The sequence below is a fragment of the Streptomyces oceani genome (assembly GCF_001751245.1).
Taxonomy (GTDB): Bacteria; Actinomycetota; Actinomycetes; order Streptomycetales; family Streptomycetaceae; genus Streptomyces; species Streptomyces oceani.
Genome location: NZ_LJGU01000121.1, coordinates 57,810 through 73,668, shown reverse-complemented (window position 1 = coordinate 73,668; position 15,859 = coordinate 57,810). Strand labels below are relative to the sequence as shown.

Below are 15,859 nucleotides of genomic sequence, written 5' to 3'. Positions count from 1 at the left end.
AACCATGGACTTCGGCTGGAATGACGACCAACTGGCCCGGTACGAGAAGACACTTTCCGACGTACGCTCGGCATTCCCGTTCGAAGACACGTCGAAGGCAACGGTCCACTACCAGCGCGAGGACTGGCTGCGCCTGGGCGAGCTGGGACTGCTCGGGCTCAGTATCCCGACCCGCTACGGAGGAGGCGGGTTCGGGGCACTGGACACCGCGCACCACGTTGAGGCGCTGGGTCGCGGGTGCGCCGAGACCGGCCTGGTCTTCGGGGCGAGCGCCCACTTGTTCGCCTGCGCCATGCCCGTCGTGGACTTCGGTTCGGAGGCACTCCGCGATCAGGTTCTGCCCGGCATATGCACCGGTGAGCTCATAGCGGGCAACGCCATGACGGAGGCCGACGCCGGTTCCGACGTCTCCCAGCTGTCCGTCACCGCGCACCGCACCTCCGGCGGCTGGCTCCTCAACGGCGAGAAGAGCTTCGTCAGCAACGGCCCCCAGGCGGACCTCTTCGTGACGTACGGCACCACCGCCCCGAACGCCGGGCACTTCGGCATCACCGGCTTCGTGGTAACCCGCGACAGGCCTGGCCTTACCGTCGGTGCGCCCATGGAAAAGATGGGCCTGCTGCAGTGCCCCGCGGGCACCTTGCGGTTCAACGACTGCTTCGTCTCCGACACGGAGACACTCGGTGAACCTGGGCAGGGCGGAACGATCTTCCAGCACTCCATGGGGTGGGAACGCTCCTGCCTGTTCGCCGGATACGTGGGCCTGATGGATCGCCTCGTCGACCAGTGCGTCGAACACGCCCGCGCCAGACGTCAGTTCGGTCGTCGACTGACCGGTTTCCAAGCGGTTTCCCATCGGATCGCCGAGATGAAGCTGCGGACCGAGAGCGCACGCCTACTGCTCTACCGCGCCTGCTGGGAGATGGAGCAGGGCCTGCCCGCCACGCTGTCCATCGCGCTGTCGAAACTGGCCGTCTCCGAAGGCGCGCTGAGCAGCGCGTTGGACGCGGTACGGGTCTTCGGCGGACGCGGCTACCAGCGTGCCGACCGCATCGAGGCCGCGCTGCGGGACACGGTTCCCTCGGTGCTCTTTTCCGGAACCTCCGACATCCAACACGAGATCATCACCAGGGAGCTCGGGATATGAGGCTGTACCAGCTGCTCATCGATTCGGCAAGGACATGGCCGGAAGCCCTGGCCGTGGCCAGTTCCCAGGAGCGCGCCACGTACGCCGATCTCGACAGGCTCGCCGACCGCTACGCCACCGCGCTGGCTGCCCGCGGAGTGCGCCCCGGGGACCGGGTGATCATCTGGAGCCATAAGTGCGTGGCCGCGGTCGCCGTGATGCAGGCCGCGCTGCGGATCGGCGCGATATACGTCCCCGTGACCGGTTCCAACCCGCCTGCCCGGCTGTCGCTGATCGTGGACAGCGCGGACCCCACCCTCATCGTGGCGGACGGCGAAGCCGCGGAACGCGCCACCGATGCCGACTGGAGCGAGCGCCTCACGAGCTTCCCGGACCTCCTGGCGAACGACGCGGCCCAGACTCCACCGCCGCCGTACCGGAGCGAGCCCGATGACCCCGCCTACATCCTCTACACGTCCGGCTCCACCGGTACGCCCAAGGGGGTATGCATCAGCCATCGCAACGCGCTGGCGTTCGTCGAATGGGCGGCGGCAGAACTCGAAGTCGGTCCCGGTGACCGATTGTCCAACCACGCCCCGTTCAATTTCGACCTCTCGATCTTCGACCTCTACGCGGCGTTCCTCTCCGGTGCCTCAGTGCATCTGATACCTGAGGACATGGCGTACGCACCCGCCCAACTCGTGCGGTTCCTGCACGAGGAGGGCATCACCATCTGGTACTCGGTGCCGTCGGCGCTCAGCCTGATGATGCGTGACGGCCGACTCCTCGACGACCCGCCCACCGGACTGCGTGCCTGTGTGTTCGCCGGGGAGCCTTTCGCCCTCCCCCAGGTGCAGGAGCTGCGCCGAGGCTGGCCCAAGGTACGGCTGTTCAACTGGTACGGCCCGACCGAGACCAACGTGTGTACGTCCTACGAGGTCACGGAGAGCGACCTGGAGCGCGACACCCCGCTGCCGATCGGCCACGCCTGCTCCGGTGACACGGTGCTGCTGGCGGCCGACGGCGCCGCGGACGAGGGAGAACTCGTCGTCTCCGGGCCAACGGTGATGCTCGGCTACTGGGGGCGGGAACGGCAGGAGGGCCCGTACAGCACCGGAGACACCGCGCGCCAGGACGAGGACGGGACGCTCCACTACGTCGGCCGGCGCGACCACATGGTGAAGATCCGCGGCCACCGCATCGAACTGGGCGAAATCGAGGCGGCACTCACCTCGATGGGCTCCGTCGCCGATGCCGCGGTGGTGGTGGTCGGTTCCGGCGTGGACGCGCTGCTGCACGCCGCCCTCGTGCTCTCCTCCGGCGAGCAGGCTCCCTCGCTCCTCACCGTCAAGCGCCGCTGCGCGGAACGTCTTCCCACCTACATGATCGTGGACCGGATATCGGTCCGCGACGACCTACCCAGAACACCCAACGGCAAAATCGACCGACGACAGCTCGCCGCCGACCTCAAGGCAGGTGAGCTGTGATGGGGACGCCCGCCGCCGGACAGCGACTCTACGGCAATCCGCTGCCCGATTCCGTGGACCGGCAGACCTTCCGCTCCGTGATGGGCTCCTTCGTCAGTGGGGTGAGCGTGGTTACCACACTAGACAGTGAGGGTCCCAAGGGCTTCACGTGCTCAGCTGTCTGCAGTGTCTCCGCCACACCGCCGACGCTGCTGTCCGGGGTCAGCAACCGCAGCGGCACCCTGCGAACAATCCTTGAGACCCGCCGGTTCGCGGTGAACTTCCTCAGCGAACAGGGCGAGAGCATATCCAACCTGTTCGCGTCCGACAGCAGGACGAAGTTCGCGGCACTCGGCTGGGAGCCCGGCAAGGTCACCGGAATGCCACTGCTGGAACCCAAGGTGGCGCACGCCGAGTGCCTACTGACGCAGTCCGTGACGAGCGGAGACCACACCCTCATCGTCGGCAGGATCGTCGGCGGAGGCATCGAAGGGGAACGCCGGCCCCTGGCCTTCTGGCGCGGCGACTACGGGCAGCTACTCCGTCTCGGGCCGTCACACACGGAGGAATCATGAGGGCCAACGAAGCAGAAGCCGTGGCCATCGTCGGCGCGGGATGCCGCTTCCCCGGTGGCGGCACCGGGGTCGAGGGACTGTGGCAACTGCTGCGCAGCGGCACTGACGTGATCACTGAAGTACCGCCGAGCCGCTGGGATATGGAGCGCTATTACGATCCCGAGCCCGGCACCCCCGGCACCATGTACTCCCGCTGGGGCGGCTTCCTGCCGGAGGCGGACACGTTCGACGCCGCCTTCTTCGGCATCCCTCCTCGGGAAGCGCGACAGATGGACCCGCAGCAGCGACTGCTCCTCGAAGTCGCTTGGGAGGCGCTCGAGGACGCCGGGATTCAGCCTCACACGCTCGCCGACAGCCGTACCGCCGTGTTCACCGGCGGGCTCGGCGCAGACTACTTCCTCCTCCACTCCCAGCAGGCCGGCGTCGCCGGGGTCGACCCGTGGTACGCGTCGGGCAAGGAGCCAAGCTTCAGCTCGGGCCGGCTCTCTCACCACCTGGGGCTGCGTGGCCCGAGCATCTCGCTGAGCACTGCCTGCTCCTCCTCGCTCGTAGCGGTACATCTGGCCCGGCAGTCCCTGCTTCTCGGGGAGTCCGACGCGGCGCTCGTGGGAGGCGTGAACCTGCTTCTCGCCCCCGAACTGACGATGTTCCTGTGCCAGGCCGGGGCGATGTCCCCGGAAGGTCGCTGCAAGGTCTTTGACGCGGACGCGGACGGCATCGTACGAGGCGACGGCTGCGCCGTGTTGATCCTCAAGCGACTCAGCGACGCGCTCACCAACGGAGACGACGTACTCGCGGTGATCCGGGGCTCCGCCGTCAACCACGACGGGCACAGCGTCGGCCTGACCGTGCCCAACACCGAGGCCCAGCAGGAACTGCTCCAGGACGCGCTGCGCAGTGCCGGCATGGATCCGCACGACATCGGCTACGTCGAGGCCCACGGGACCGGCACCCCCCTGGGCGACCCGATTGAGATGTACGCGCTCGGCCATGTGCTCGGGCGCGGCAGGCCGCAGGACGAGCCGCTGATGGTCGGCTCGGTGAAGTCCAATCTGGGGCACACCGACGCGGCAGCCGGAGTAGCGGGACTACTCAAGGCGTCACTCGCGGTTCGGTACGGCGAGATCCCACCGCAACTCCACCTCAAGACGCCCAATCCGGGCATCGCCTGGGACATGTGGGGGCTCCGAGCCTCGTCCTCATCGGCGCCACTGCCCTGGCCGAGCAGCGCGAACCGGCCGCGGACCGCGGGCGTGAGTGCCTTCGGCCTCAGCGGCACCAACGCCCACGTGATCGTCGAGGAGCCCCCCGCGCGTCCCACGACCGCGGTCCCCGCCCATGGGACGGGAGGGCACCTGGTGCTGCCGCTGTCCGCGCGCGACGGCGGGGCGCTGCGCCAGTTGGCTGCCGCGCACCAAGCCCGGCTCTCACAGCTGGCCGAGGATTCCGGTGCGGAGAGCGCGAACATCCTTGCCGCCTACGTCGACACCGCCTCCCGGCGCCGTACGCATCACGCACAGCGCAGGCTCGCCGTCGTCGGCGCCGACGCCGCCGAACTGGCCGACGAGCTGGACGCTCAGTTGCGGTACGGGGACGCCTCGGCCGACGCGGCGGCCGACGAGCACCCGGGCAAGCCGGGCGGGGTGTGCTTCGTCTTCTCCGGTCAGGGCAGTCAATGGCCGGGGATGGGACGGCGGCTTTGGGAGCAGGAGCCCGTCTTCCGCGAGCGCCTGGAGCAGTGCGACGCGCTGATCTCCGCGCTCGCGGGCTGGTCGGTCGTCGCGGAGCTGACCGCCGACTCTCAGGAGTCCCGGCTCATCGACACCGAGGTCGCCCAGCCGGTCGTGTTCTCGGTCCAGGTCGCCTTGGCGGCGTTGTGGGACTCCTGGGGTGTGCGACCGCGGGCTGTGGTGGGGCACAGCATGGGAGAGATCGCCGCCGCGCACGTGGCGGGGGCGCTGTCGCTGGCGGACGCGGTACGCATCGTCGTACACCGCGGCCGGCTGCTGCAGACGGTCGTGGGACAGGGCCGGATGGCTTCGGCGACGCTATCCGAGGCGGAGGTGGTCAGCCTCCTCGAGTCCTACGACGGGCGGTTGCACATCGCGGCCGTCAACGGTCCAGACAATACCGTGATCGCTGGTGAGCCGTCCGCGGTTGACGCGTTCGTCGAGGCGGTGCGTGAGAGGGGTGCCGACTGCCGCAGGATGCCCGGGGATTACGCCTTCCACACCCCCGGGCTGGCCCCGTACGGCGAGGAGCTGGCCGACGTCCTGAGCGATCTCGAGCCAGACGAGTGTGCCCTCCCCATGTTCACCACGGTGCCGGACCCGCACGACGGCGCACTGCCGCCGTTCGGTGCGGAGCACTGGGCACGAAACATCTGCGCGCCGGTGCGGTTCGCCGACGCCGTCGGAGCGGCGATTCGGGCCGGGCACCGCATGTTCGTCGAGATCGGGCCGCATCCCGTGCTGGCGCAGCCGATCACCCGGGAGCTGGAGGAGCGGGGACACGAGGGCGTCATCGTGCCGTCGCTGCGACGCGAGACGGACGACGTACGCACCTCCCGAACCGCCCTGAGCATCCTCTACTCGCAGGGTGTGAGCACCGACTTCACCCACGTCAATCCGCGTCATGGGGAGGTCAGCAAGCTGCTGCCGACCTACCCCTGGCAGGGGGAGCGACTGTGGTTCCCGCAATCGGAGACGGACGCCGCGCCCCGAACCGCGCCCCCGCCGGTCGAGACCCTGCCAGAGCCGACGGCCGCGACCGCCGGCAGCCCGGCCGCCGCGTACGACGCCACGGCACTGGCCGAACTTGTCAGCGAACTAGTCGCCCGAGCGTTGGGGTTCGCGGACGGCGACGCGGTCAAGCGCGGCCAGGGATTCGCCGAACTGGGGATGGACAGCCTGGGCGCGGTGCAGCTGGCCAGGTCCCTGGATCGGGCCTTGGGCATGAAACTCCCCAAGACCGTGGCCCTGGATCATCCCACCGTCGACCGGCTCACCGATCATCTGCTGCCACGGCTTCCCGAGGTCGAGGCCGCCCCGCCGCACGAGTCCTCAGCGGCCATTCCGCTGCGAGAGGTGGGGACGCTGCCTAACGCCGTGCGCCTGCCGGAACCGGACGGCTCCGTCGCCCCGGAGCCCATCGCCGTCGTGGGCCTCGGCTGCCGCTTCCCCGGGGGAGCCGCGGGACCCGAGGCGTACTGGCAGATGCTGCGCGAAGGTGTGGACGCCATCCGCACCATTCCCGAGGACCGGTTCGAAGGAGCCGGGCTGTGGCGGGGCGGCTTCATCGACGGCGTGGACCAGTTCGACGCGCCGTTCTTCCGCGTCTCGCCCCGCGAAGCGCGTGTGATGGACCCGCAACAGCGGCTGTTCCTGGAAGTCGCCTGGGAGGCGCTGGAGCATGCGGGGCTACCCCCGAACACCTTGGCGGGCACCCGCACGGGCGTCTTCCTGGGCATGAACTCCACGGACTACGGCCAGATCGTCACCCGCCACCCGGACAACATCGACGCCTTCTACGGAACCGGTAACTCCTTCACAGCCGCCACCGGACGGCTGTCGTACCTGCTCGGCCTCAACGGGCCGAGCCTGGCCGTGGATACCGCCTGCTCGTCCTCGCTCGTCGCCATCCACCTGGCTGTGCAGAGCCTGCGCTCGAACGAGAGCCAGGTGGCGGTCGCGGGAGGTGTCAACCTCATCCTGAACGACACCATCCACCGTTCCACCAGCGCCATGGGCGCGCTCGCCCCGGACGGCAAGTGCAAGACCTTCGACGCCGCGGCGGACGGTTACACCCGCGGTGAGGGGTGCGGCATCGTCGTCCTCAAACCCCTGTCGGCCGCGCGCGCCGACGGCGACGACGTGCTGGCGCTCATCCTCGGCTCAGCCGTCAACCAGGACGGCGCGAGCAGCGGCCTGACCGTGCCAAACGGCCCGGCCCAGGAGGATTTGCTGCGCGCCGCGCTCACCGACGCGGACGTGCGCGCCGACGAGGTCGGCTACGTCGAGGCCCACGGGACAGGCACACCGCTCGGCGACCCGATCGAACTGCAGGCGCTTGGTGCCGTTTTGGGAGAGCGGCGAGAGAGCGAACATTGCTGGGTCGGCTCGGTGAAGACGAACTTCGGCCACCTGGAGGCGGCTTCCGGCGTCGCCGGATTCATCAAGAGCGTCCTGGCGCTGCGGCACGGCCAGATCCCACCGCATCTGCATTTCCGGGATCCGAGCCCGGACATCCCCTGGGACAGCCTCCCTCTCAACGTGCCGACCCGGCCCGTGGCGTGGGAGTCCCGCGACCGGCGGCGAGTCGCCGGAGTTAGCGCCTTCGGCTTCAGCGGCACCAACACGCACGTGGTGCTCGGCGAGGCGCCGTCGGCTCAGCCCGCGCGGGACGGGCGTGAACGGGAACCGGTGGCACAGGACGTCATCGGTGAGGGCACATTCGTCCTACCGCTGTCCGCCGCGACCCGGACGGCGTTGGAGGCGCAGGCACGAGCATACGGCGAACTGCTCACGGCCGACGCTGGTCCACACCCGGACCTCGCCGACCTGACCTACACCACGGCGCTGCGCCGCGGCCACCTCGACCACCGGCTCGTGGCGGTGGGCAACGACAGGGAACAGCTCGCCGAGCGGCTCGACACCTTCCAGCGCGGCGAGAGTGCCCCCGGTATCAGCGTCGGGCAGGCGGGCGAACCGCCGCGGCGAGGCCCAGTGTTCGTGTTCTCCGGGCATGGCTCGTACTGGCGGGGCATGTGCCAGGACCTGATGCGTCACGAGCCCGTCTTCCGAAACGCGATCGAGGCGTGCGACGCGGAGCTGCGTCACCATCTGGACTGGTCGGTCGCCGACACCCTCTCCGAGGGTGCGGAACCCGGGGCCGAGCTGGACCATCAGTTCCTGCTGTTCAGCGTCCAGTACGCGCTGGTGGAACTCTGGCGGCAACTCGGGGTGGAGCCAGCCGCCGTCACCGGCCACAGCATGGGAGAGGTGTCCGCGGCACTGTGCGCCGGTGCGCTCGACCTCTCGCAGGCCGTGGACGTCATGGTTCACCGCACCGAGGTGCTGAAGGACCTCATGGGCACCGGTGCCATGGCCATGATCGGCCTAGCCGCCGAGGACACCGCCGAGGAGCTCACCGGTTACGAGGACCGGCTCTGTGTCTCTGTGGTCAACAGCTACCGGTCCACGGTCATCTCGGGCGAGATCAGCGCCCTGGCCGAGGTCGAGGAGCGGATGCGGCGCAAGAACATCTTCTTCCGGAGGGTCGCGGCGGGCGCCCCCGCGCACAGCCCGCTGGTCGAGCCGCTCCGGGCAAGGCTGGTGGATCGTCTTGCCGAGCTGACGGCGGTCGCCCCGCGCACCCCGCTCTACTCGTCGCTGCTCGGCTCCCGGATGGACGCTCCGCCGGACGCCGAGTACTGGGGCCGCAACCTACGGCAGACGGTCTGGTACGCGGACTCGGTACGCTCGCTCATAGCGGACGGCTATGACACCTTCATCGAACTGTCTCCGCATCCTCTGCAGTTGACGCCGACCGAGCACGAGCTGGACGCCGCAGGGATCACCAACGCCCTGCTGGTGCCGTCGTTGACGCGGAACACCGACGGCCGCGAGGCGCTGCTCAGCGCTCTGGGCAAGCTGCATGTCGAAGGCCGCTCGGTCAACTGGCGGCGGCTGCACCCTGATGGCGGCCGACTCGTCACCACACCGAGCTACGCCTGGCAGCACAAACGCTACTGGGTCGAACACCAGACGGCGCCAGCCGTGGGCCCGGCGACGAGTACGGCGAACAGCCACCCGTTGCTCCTCCGCGAGCTGTTCACCACAGGTCCAGAGGGCTCCCGGATCATGGAAGCCGAGATCGACGGCGACCTGGCCGAACGGCTCGGCGCGGCCGAGACGGGCGCGGCCGCACGGTTGCCCGTGGCGGGGTGGCTCGAGATGGCTCTGGCCGCCGTCACCGGGAACGGCAGCAAGCCGTGCCGACTCGTGGACGTCAACCTCGGGCATCCGTGCTTCGTGACGCCACAGGAGACGGTGGTGGCGCAGCTGGTACTTACCCCCGGGCCGGCCGGTGCCTGCGACTTCGCGCTGCATACCAGACGAGCCGACGGCACCCGGTTCCGCACGGCGGCCACCGGCGGTTCGCTGCCCGGCAAGGGCGACGCGGCACCGTTCCCGCAGGATGGGCTGCCCGCGGCCTGGGCCCAACCCGATGAGCGGCTCACCGACTGGTGCGCCACCGCCGGGGACCGCGCGCCCCGTGTCCTCGCCATGCGCCGTGGCGAAGACGCCCTGGAGGTCGAGGTGGAGCTCCGCCCCGCGACACAGCGGTGGCTGTGCGGTCCGGACCTGCTTGAAACGGCACTTCGGCTACCGCGGCTGGTGGTCGGCGACGACGAGGAACGACTGGCGCTCAGCCGCGTCGGCTCCGTCACGGTGCACGGGACGCCGGGTGACCGCGTACGCATCGTCGCTTGGCGCGGCTCAGAGCACGGCGGTCGGCCACAGGCCCAGCTGCGTATGACCACGCCCGAGGGTGAGGTGCTGGCCGAACTGCGGGACGTGCTCCTGGAACCGGCACCCCAACGGGTGCCGACCGCCGAGGAGAGCCAGCGGGCCGCGCAGAGCCGCTACCGAATCGATTGGCCCGAGCGGCCCCACCCGGCCGAGCCACCCGCCAGCCGCACGGAGGCGGCGGGATGGGTGCTGCTGGCCGACCGAGGTGGCGTCGCCGACGAACTGTCGGATCTGCTGCGCCACTCCGGGCACACCGTACACACCCTCGTACCGGAGGAAGGAGCGCCACTATCCGAACGACTCACCGAGACGCTGCGTCGGATGCCGACGGGCTCGGTGCGCGGCATCGTGCACCTGACCGCGCTCGACCTGCCCGATCACGCGGTCACGGATGACGAGTCGCTCCTGGCGGCGGCCCGGACCGCCGCGTCGGTGCCCGCCGTGGCCGCCGCCGCACATGTGGTCACCGGTGCCTGCGCGGACCCGGCCCGCGTAACCTACGTCACACGAGGTGGGACGCGGCCGGAGAGGGGCGAGCTGCCCGCGCCGCTGCGTGCTCCCGTGATCCGCCTCGCGGGCATCGCGGGAGTGGAACGGCCTGCGGTCTGGGGCGGCGCCGTCGACCTGGATCCACTGGTCCACGACGCCGGGGTGGACGCTGCGGTCATCCTCACGGAGCTCCTGGCCACGGATGACGAGGACCACGTCGCTCTTCGCAACGGTCGCAGGCTGGCTGCCCGCGTCATCCGCTGCGCGCCGTCCGAGCCGCTGCTGGAACAGCAGGCGCTGCGCACCGACCGGACGTATCTCGTCTTCGGGGACGGCGCGGAGTTGGCTGGACACGTCGAGCGCTGGCTGAAGGAGCGTGGAGCGGGTTACGTGGTGACGGCAGGACCACCGGTAGCGGGAGACGAGGGATCGGGACCAGGCCGAGTGACGGGACTGATCAAGGAGGCGGAGGAACGGAACGCCCCCGTCGCCGGTGTGGTCTGGATCGGCACCGACTGGAATCTGGACGCTGCCGACGCCGCGCCGCCGCATCCGGACGAGCTGGCCGCACTCATCGGCGAACGGGCCCTGGGTGCCTGGGCGTTGCATGACGAGTGCCTCGCCGAGGGACTCGAACTCGACCTCTTCGTCATCTTCGGTTCCATCGCCTCGCTGTGGGGAGCGGTCGGCTCCGGCCGGCAGGCCGCACCGGATGCCCTCCTCGCGGCGCTGGCCGAGCACCGGGACTCGCTGGGCCTCCCGGTTCGGCAGATCGCGTGGGGACCGTGGGACGGCACCGGCCTGCTGGACAAGACCAGCGCGGGCCTGATGACCCGAAGCGGCCTGGAACCGTTTGCCCCCTCGGACGCCCTTGAACTCCTGGACCACACGATGGCGGGAGACGACGCCCTGTCGGCGGTGGCCCTGGCCGACTGGAGCCTACTCCTTCCCCTGTATCAGCAGGCGCTGCCCTGGCCTCTTTTCGACGAGCTGGCGGCCGAGGCGAGCGCCGTACCGACCAGTCAGAGCGAGTTGCTCGACCGGCTGAGGGGGCTATCGACGCCAGACCGCGACGATCTCCTGCTCGACTACGTCCTCGAGGAGGTCTCGGCCGTCCTCGGGCTGGACAACGCCGACGAACTGGGACCGGAACAAGGTTTCTTCGAGATCGGCATGACCTCCATCACCGTCCTGGAGATGCGCATTCGGTTGGAGCGCCGCTTCAGCTGCGATCTCCCGGCGACGCTGGCGTTCGAACATCCGACCTCTGCCGCCGTCGTACGCCATCTGTCCACGGAGGTGCTGGGCCTGGAGGAGGCCGCGGCGGACCCGGCGGAAGCGGCACAGCCTGCTCCCCCCACCAGCGCCGCCCCCACACCACCCGGCACCCGGCCGAGTGCCAAGACCGCCGGGTCGAACGACGAGTTGCTCACTCTGCTTGAGGGAGAGCTCGCCGCGGCGGACGAGCTGATCAACCGAACCTCGTCCTGATCGACGACGAATCTCAGAAGGGAAGGACCATGGACGCTTTGGCCGACGCCGTTGTCGCGGGTGCGCCACCTGAGGTACTGGAACGGGAACAGGTGCCGCGCGACTATCTCGCCGCGCACGTACAGGCGGAGGACACCGGCATGTTCGCCGGGGTCGAGGACAAGGACGTACGCAAGTCACTGCGGGTCGGTCGGGTACCCATGCCGGAACTGGCCCCCGACGAGGTTCTGGTCGCCGTCATGGCCAGTGCCGTCAACTACAACAGCGTCTGGTCCGCGATGTTCGAGCCGCTGCCCACCTTCAACTTCCTGCGGCGCTTCGGCAAGGAGAGTGACTACGCGGCACGCCACGACCAGCCGTACCACGTCCTCGGCTCTGACGCCGCCGGAGTGATCGTCCGCGCTGGTGCGGGGGTGCGGCGCTGGCGCGTGGGTGACCATGTCGTCGCGACCTGTATCCAGGTCGACGATCAGGAACCCGCCACGCACGCCGACGGCATGCTAGGGGCTGGCCAGCGCGCCTGGGGATTCGAAACGAACTTCGGCGGACTGGCGCACTACGCAGTCGTACGAGCGAGCCAACTACTCGCCAAACCGGGCCATCTGACCTGGGAGGAAGCCTCCAGCAACATGCTGACGGCCTCCACCGCCTACCGCATGCTGATCAGTGAGCGGGGCGCCCGGGTCAGGCTCGGTGACGTGGTGCTCATCTGGGGCGCGACGGGAGGACTCGGCGCTTTCGCCGTGCAGCTCGTGAAGAACGCGGGCGGCATCCCCGTCGGAGTAGTCAGCTCGGAGCACAAGGAGAAGCTGCTGCGCCGGCTTGGCTGTGACGTGGTGATCAACCGGTCCGAGATCGGCATCGGCGGGGATCTCACCCCGGAACGAACCATCGAGCAGGGCAAACGCCTCGGCCAGCTCATCCGCGCGGAGGTCGGTGAGGATCCGCACATCGCCTTCGACTACGTCGGACGCTCCACCTTCGGCGTCTCCGTGTTCGTCGTACGCCGCGGCGGGACCGTGATCACCTGCGGTTCCAGCACCGGGTACCAGCATGAGTACGACAACCGCTACCTGTGGATGAATCTGAAGCGGATCATCGGCAGCCACGCCGCCAACCTCCACGAACAAGCCGAGTGCAGCCGCCTGTTCAGCCTCGGAAAGCTGGTCCCCGTGCTCTCCACGGTCTACCCGCTGGAGGAAGTGGGTGAAGCCGTGCGGCTGGTCCAGCGCAACGCGCACATCGGCAAGGTCGGGGTGCGGTGCCTGGCTCCGCGGAACGGCACCGGCATCAACGACCCCGACCTGCGGGACCGCATCGGTGAGGAACGGCTCACCACCCTGAGGGATGCCGTGTAGCCGTCTTCCGACAGCGCGCGGCACCTCCTCACCAGTGGAAGAGAGGGGACTGGCAATGGCCAGGCAAGATATCGGCATTCTGAGCACCGGTTCATACGTCCCGAAGGAGGAGATCAGCAACGAGGAGGTGGCTGCCCGGGTCGGAGTGGAGACCGAATGGATCGAGCGGAAGACCCAGATACGGGGGCGCCGCTACGCGGCGCCGTCCGAAGCGACATCCGATCTGGCAATCCAGGCCGCCGAGAACGCGCTGGAACAAGCCGGATTGGAAGCCGAGCAACTCGACTACCTCATCCTCGCGACCTCGACCGGTGACTCGCCCCAACCCCCAACCAGTTACCTGGTGCAAGACGGGATCGGCGCCGCGAACGCCGCGTGCTTCGACATCAACGTGGTCTGCAGCGGGTTCGTCTACGGACTGGAGCTGGCGCGCGCCCTGGTGGCGCAGCGCCCCGCCGCCCATGTCCTGGTGATCGCGGCAGATATCTACTCACGCTGCCTCGACTTCTCCGATCGCCGAACCGCCGTGCTACTCGGAGACGGTGCCGGAGCGGCAGTGGTCTCCGCGGTCCCCGATTCCGCGGGCTTCATCGACTTCCGCCTCGCCAGCCGCGGCGACGCGCAGCGGCTCATCCGAGTGGAGGCGGGCGGCAGCAGGATCCCCACTTCCGAGGCGACCCTGGCGGAGGGCGGTCACTTCTTCCGTATGGAGGGGCGAGGGGTACGGGACTTCGTCATGGAACACTTCCCACCACTGGCGGCGGAGTTGGCGGCGAGCTGTGACGTCGCCCTTGAAGAGATCCACCACTTCGTACCACACCAGCCCAACGGCATCCTGCTGCAGCAGCTCGTCGAGAAGGCCGGTCTGGGCGCCGCGCTCACCCACCGCACCCTGGACAGCTACGGGAACATGGGCAGCGCCTCTGCCGCGGTCACCCTGGACGTGGCCCACCGCGCGGGTGACCTGCGTGCCGGCGACCTCGTCCTGCTCGGGACCTTCGGGGGCGGGATGTCCCTGGGTGCCGGCCTGATGCGCTGGTCGGGGGCGTCATGACGGAACATCTGTCCGCTTGCCCGAGCATACACCGGATCGGCGTCGTCGGTTGCGGGCTGATGGGCCTCGGCATCATCGAGCTGTGCGCACGTGCAGGTCTGGACGTGGTCGGTACGGTGCGTTCACCCAGTGCCGTCGAGCAGCGCCGGGCTCGCCTCGAGGACTCCCTGGCGAACGCCGCGCACCGGGGGAAGATCACCGAGGACGAGGTGCTGGCCTGTCTGGAACGGGTCCACTTCACCACGGACCTGCTGGACCTGGCGGACCGCCAGTTCGTGATCGAGTCCATCACCGAGAACCGTGCCGTGAAGACCGAGCTCTTCACCGAGCTCGACAAGATCGTGGAAGACCCCGAAGCGGTGCTGGCGTCCACCACCTCGTCCCTTTCCATCATGGGGATGGGCCGGACGACGAACAGGCCGACCCATGTGCTGGGAGTCCATTTCTTCAGCCCGGCCCAGACCGTTCCGCTGGTCGAGCTGATTCCCTCACTGCACACGGACGCTTCCGTGGTGGATCGCGCCGCGGACTTCCTGACCGGACCGCTCGGCAAGGAAGTGATTCGCTCCACGGACCGGACAGGCTTCGTGGTCAACACCCTGCTCGTGCCGTATCTCCTGTCCGCGGTGCGCATGGTGGAGTCGGGTTTCGCCACGCCGGAAGTGATCGATCAGGGCATGCGGCGCGGCTGTGGTCATCCGATCGGTCCTCTCAAACTGGTGGACCTCATCGGCATGGACGTCATCGCCTCGGTCGCCAACGCCCTGTACGAGGAATTCAAGGAACCCCTTTACGCGCCACCGCCGTTGCTGCGTCGGATGGTCGAAGGCGGACTACTCGGCAAGAAGTCCGGCCGCGGTTTCTACACCTACACCTAGCGCCGTGCGCATCCCATGCCAGCGCTGTTGCCTGCCAACGATGTTAGTCGACGGGCATCGGAAAGGAGATCTACCCAAGTGCCGCCATCATCCGCCGAAGAACAACTGACGCTTTACTGCCTCGCGCACGCGGGAGGCAGTGCGACTCCGTACCGGTTGTGGGAATCGTTCGTTCCGCGCGGGTGCCGGGTGGTGCCACTGGAGTTACCCGGCCATGGAACTCGATTGCGAGAACCACTGGACGAGGATCTCGACCAGCTGGTCGCGGGACTCCTCCCCACGGTCCGGTCCGCGGACACCGAACGTTTCGCCATTTTCGGGCACAGCTTCGGTTCGATTCTGGGATTCGAATTAAGCCGACAGCTATGCCGATTGGGTACTCCTCCCCGAGCACTGCTGGTAGCGGGACGGAACTCCCCTACCGGAACGCTCTCACACCGACCGATGCACGAACTGACGGACGACCAACTCATCACCGAACTCGCCCACTATGGCGGGCTCCCCGCGGAACTGCTCGCTGTACCGGAACTACTGCGGGCATACCTTCCGGCCATCCGCCACGACCTGCGCCTCACGGAGACATACACCAGGTCGCCAGGGCCGGCGATGCGGGTTCCACTCACTGTCTACGCCGGTCGCCGGGACAAGCTCATCGAGCTACCGCAGGTGTTCGAATGGGCACACGAGACAACGGCGGAATTCCAAATGTCGGTGCTTTCCAGCGGCCATTTCCTACTGGACGAGGAGGAGTTCAGAACCATGCTCGCGGCTCGTCTACGACGGCTCATACACACTTCGGAACCCGCGCCGGCCGCTGAACCCGCGCACACGACGAGCCTGGCACCCAGCGGACTCTGACACACCTGACCATTTCGAGAAGACATCCGGG

At 68.6% G+C, this 15,859-nt stretch carries 8 protein-coding genes; all 8 read left to right on the top strand.

Going from position 1 to position 15,859, the window contains the following annotated elements:
* Positions 1–4: 4 nt before the first annotated feature.
* The 8 genes from AN216_RS12095 to AN216_RS12060 are packed head-to-tail and all read left to right on the top strand — an operon-like array spanning position 5 to position 15,828.
* Positions 5–1,147 carry an acyl-CoA dehydrogenase family protein gene (locus AN216_RS12095; protein WP_070196670.1) on the top strand — a complete coding sequence of 381 codons (1,143 nt, stop codon included), beginning with the start codon at positions 5–7 and terminating at the stop codon, positions 1,145–1,147.
* The gene (locus tag AN216_RS12090) at positions 1,144–2,613 is read left to right on the top strand and encodes an amino acid adenylation domain-containing protein (RefSeq protein WP_070196669.1); all 1,470 of its coding nucleotides are present in this window, start codon (positions 1,144–1,146) and stop codon (positions 2,611–2,613) included. Before AN216_RS12095 ends, AN216_RS12090 begins: the two co-directional genes overlap by 4 nt.
* Complete coding sequence (locus AN216_RS12085; RefSeq protein ID WP_070196668.1) at positions 2,613–3,167, top strand: flavin reductase family protein; 555 nt, start codon at positions 2,613–2,615, stop codon at positions 3,165–3,167. The genes AN216_RS12090 and AN216_RS12085 overlap by 1 nt, the downstream gene beginning before the upstream one ends.
* Positions 3,164–11,680 carry a type I polyketide synthase gene (locus AN216_RS12080; protein ID WP_079166512.1) on the top strand — a complete coding sequence of 2,839 codons (8,517 nt, stop codon included), beginning with the start codon at positions 3,164–3,166 and terminating at the stop codon, positions 11,678–11,680. The genes AN216_RS12085 and AN216_RS12080 overlap by 4 nt, the downstream gene beginning before the upstream one ends.
* A gap of 29 nt (positions 11,681–11,709) precedes the next feature.
* Positions 11,710–13,038, top strand: a complete 1,329-nt coding sequence (gene ccrA, locus AN216_RS12075) for a crotonyl-CoA carboxylase/reductase (protein ID WP_070196666.1) — start codon at positions 11,710–11,712, stop codon at positions 13,036–13,038.
* Between the two features lie 55 nt (positions 13,039–13,093).
* Positions 13,094–14,092 carry a 3-oxoacyl-ACP synthase III family protein gene (locus tag AN216_RS12070; protein WP_070196665.1) on the top strand — a complete coding sequence of 333 codons (999 nt, stop codon included), beginning with the start codon at positions 13,094–13,096 and terminating at the stop codon, positions 14,090–14,092.
* Complete coding sequence (locus tag AN216_RS12065) at positions 14,089–14,970, top strand: 3-hydroxybutyryl-CoA dehydrogenase (RefSeq protein ID WP_070196664.1); 882 nt, start codon at positions 14,089–14,091, stop codon at positions 14,968–14,970. Before AN216_RS12070 ends, AN216_RS12065 begins: the two co-directional genes overlap by 4 nt.
* Positions 14,971–14,985: 15 nt before the next feature.
* Complete coding sequence (locus AN216_RS12060) at positions 14,986–15,828, top strand: thioesterase II family protein (protein WP_079166511.1); 843 nt, start codon at positions 14,986–14,988, stop codon at positions 15,826–15,828.
* The last annotated feature ends 31 nt before the right edge of the window (positions 15,829–15,859 follow it).

Coding starts and splice junctions, on each gene's coding strand:
- AN216_RS12095 (WP_070196670.1), top strand. CDS start 5: ATGGACTTCGGCTGGAATGACGACCAACTGGCCCGGTACGAGAAGACA.
- AN216_RS12090 (WP_070196669.1), top strand. CDS start 1,144: ATGAGGCTGTACCAGCTGCTCATCGATTCGGCAAGGACATGGCCGGAA.
- AN216_RS12085 (WP_070196668.1), top strand. CDS start 2,613: ATGGGGACGCCCGCCGCCGGACAGCGACTCTACGGCAATCCGCTGCCC.
- AN216_RS12080 (WP_079166512.1), top strand. CDS start 3,164: ATGAGGGCCAACGAAGCAGAAGCCGTGGCCATCGTCGGCGCGGGATGC.
- ccrA (WP_070196666.1), top strand. CDS start 11,710: ATGGACGCTTTGGCCGACGCCGTTGTCGCGGGTGCGCCACCTGAGGTA.
- AN216_RS12070 (WP_070196665.1), top strand. CDS start 13,094: ATGGCCAGGCAAGATATCGGCATTCTGAGCACCGGTTCATACGTCCCG.
- AN216_RS12065 (WP_070196664.1), top strand. CDS start 14,089: ATGACGGAACATCTGTCCGCTTGCCCGAGCATACACCGGATCGGCGTC.
- AN216_RS12060 (WP_079166511.1), top strand. CDS start 14,986: ATGCCAGCGCTGTTGCCTGCCAACGATGTTAGTCGACGGGCATCGGAA.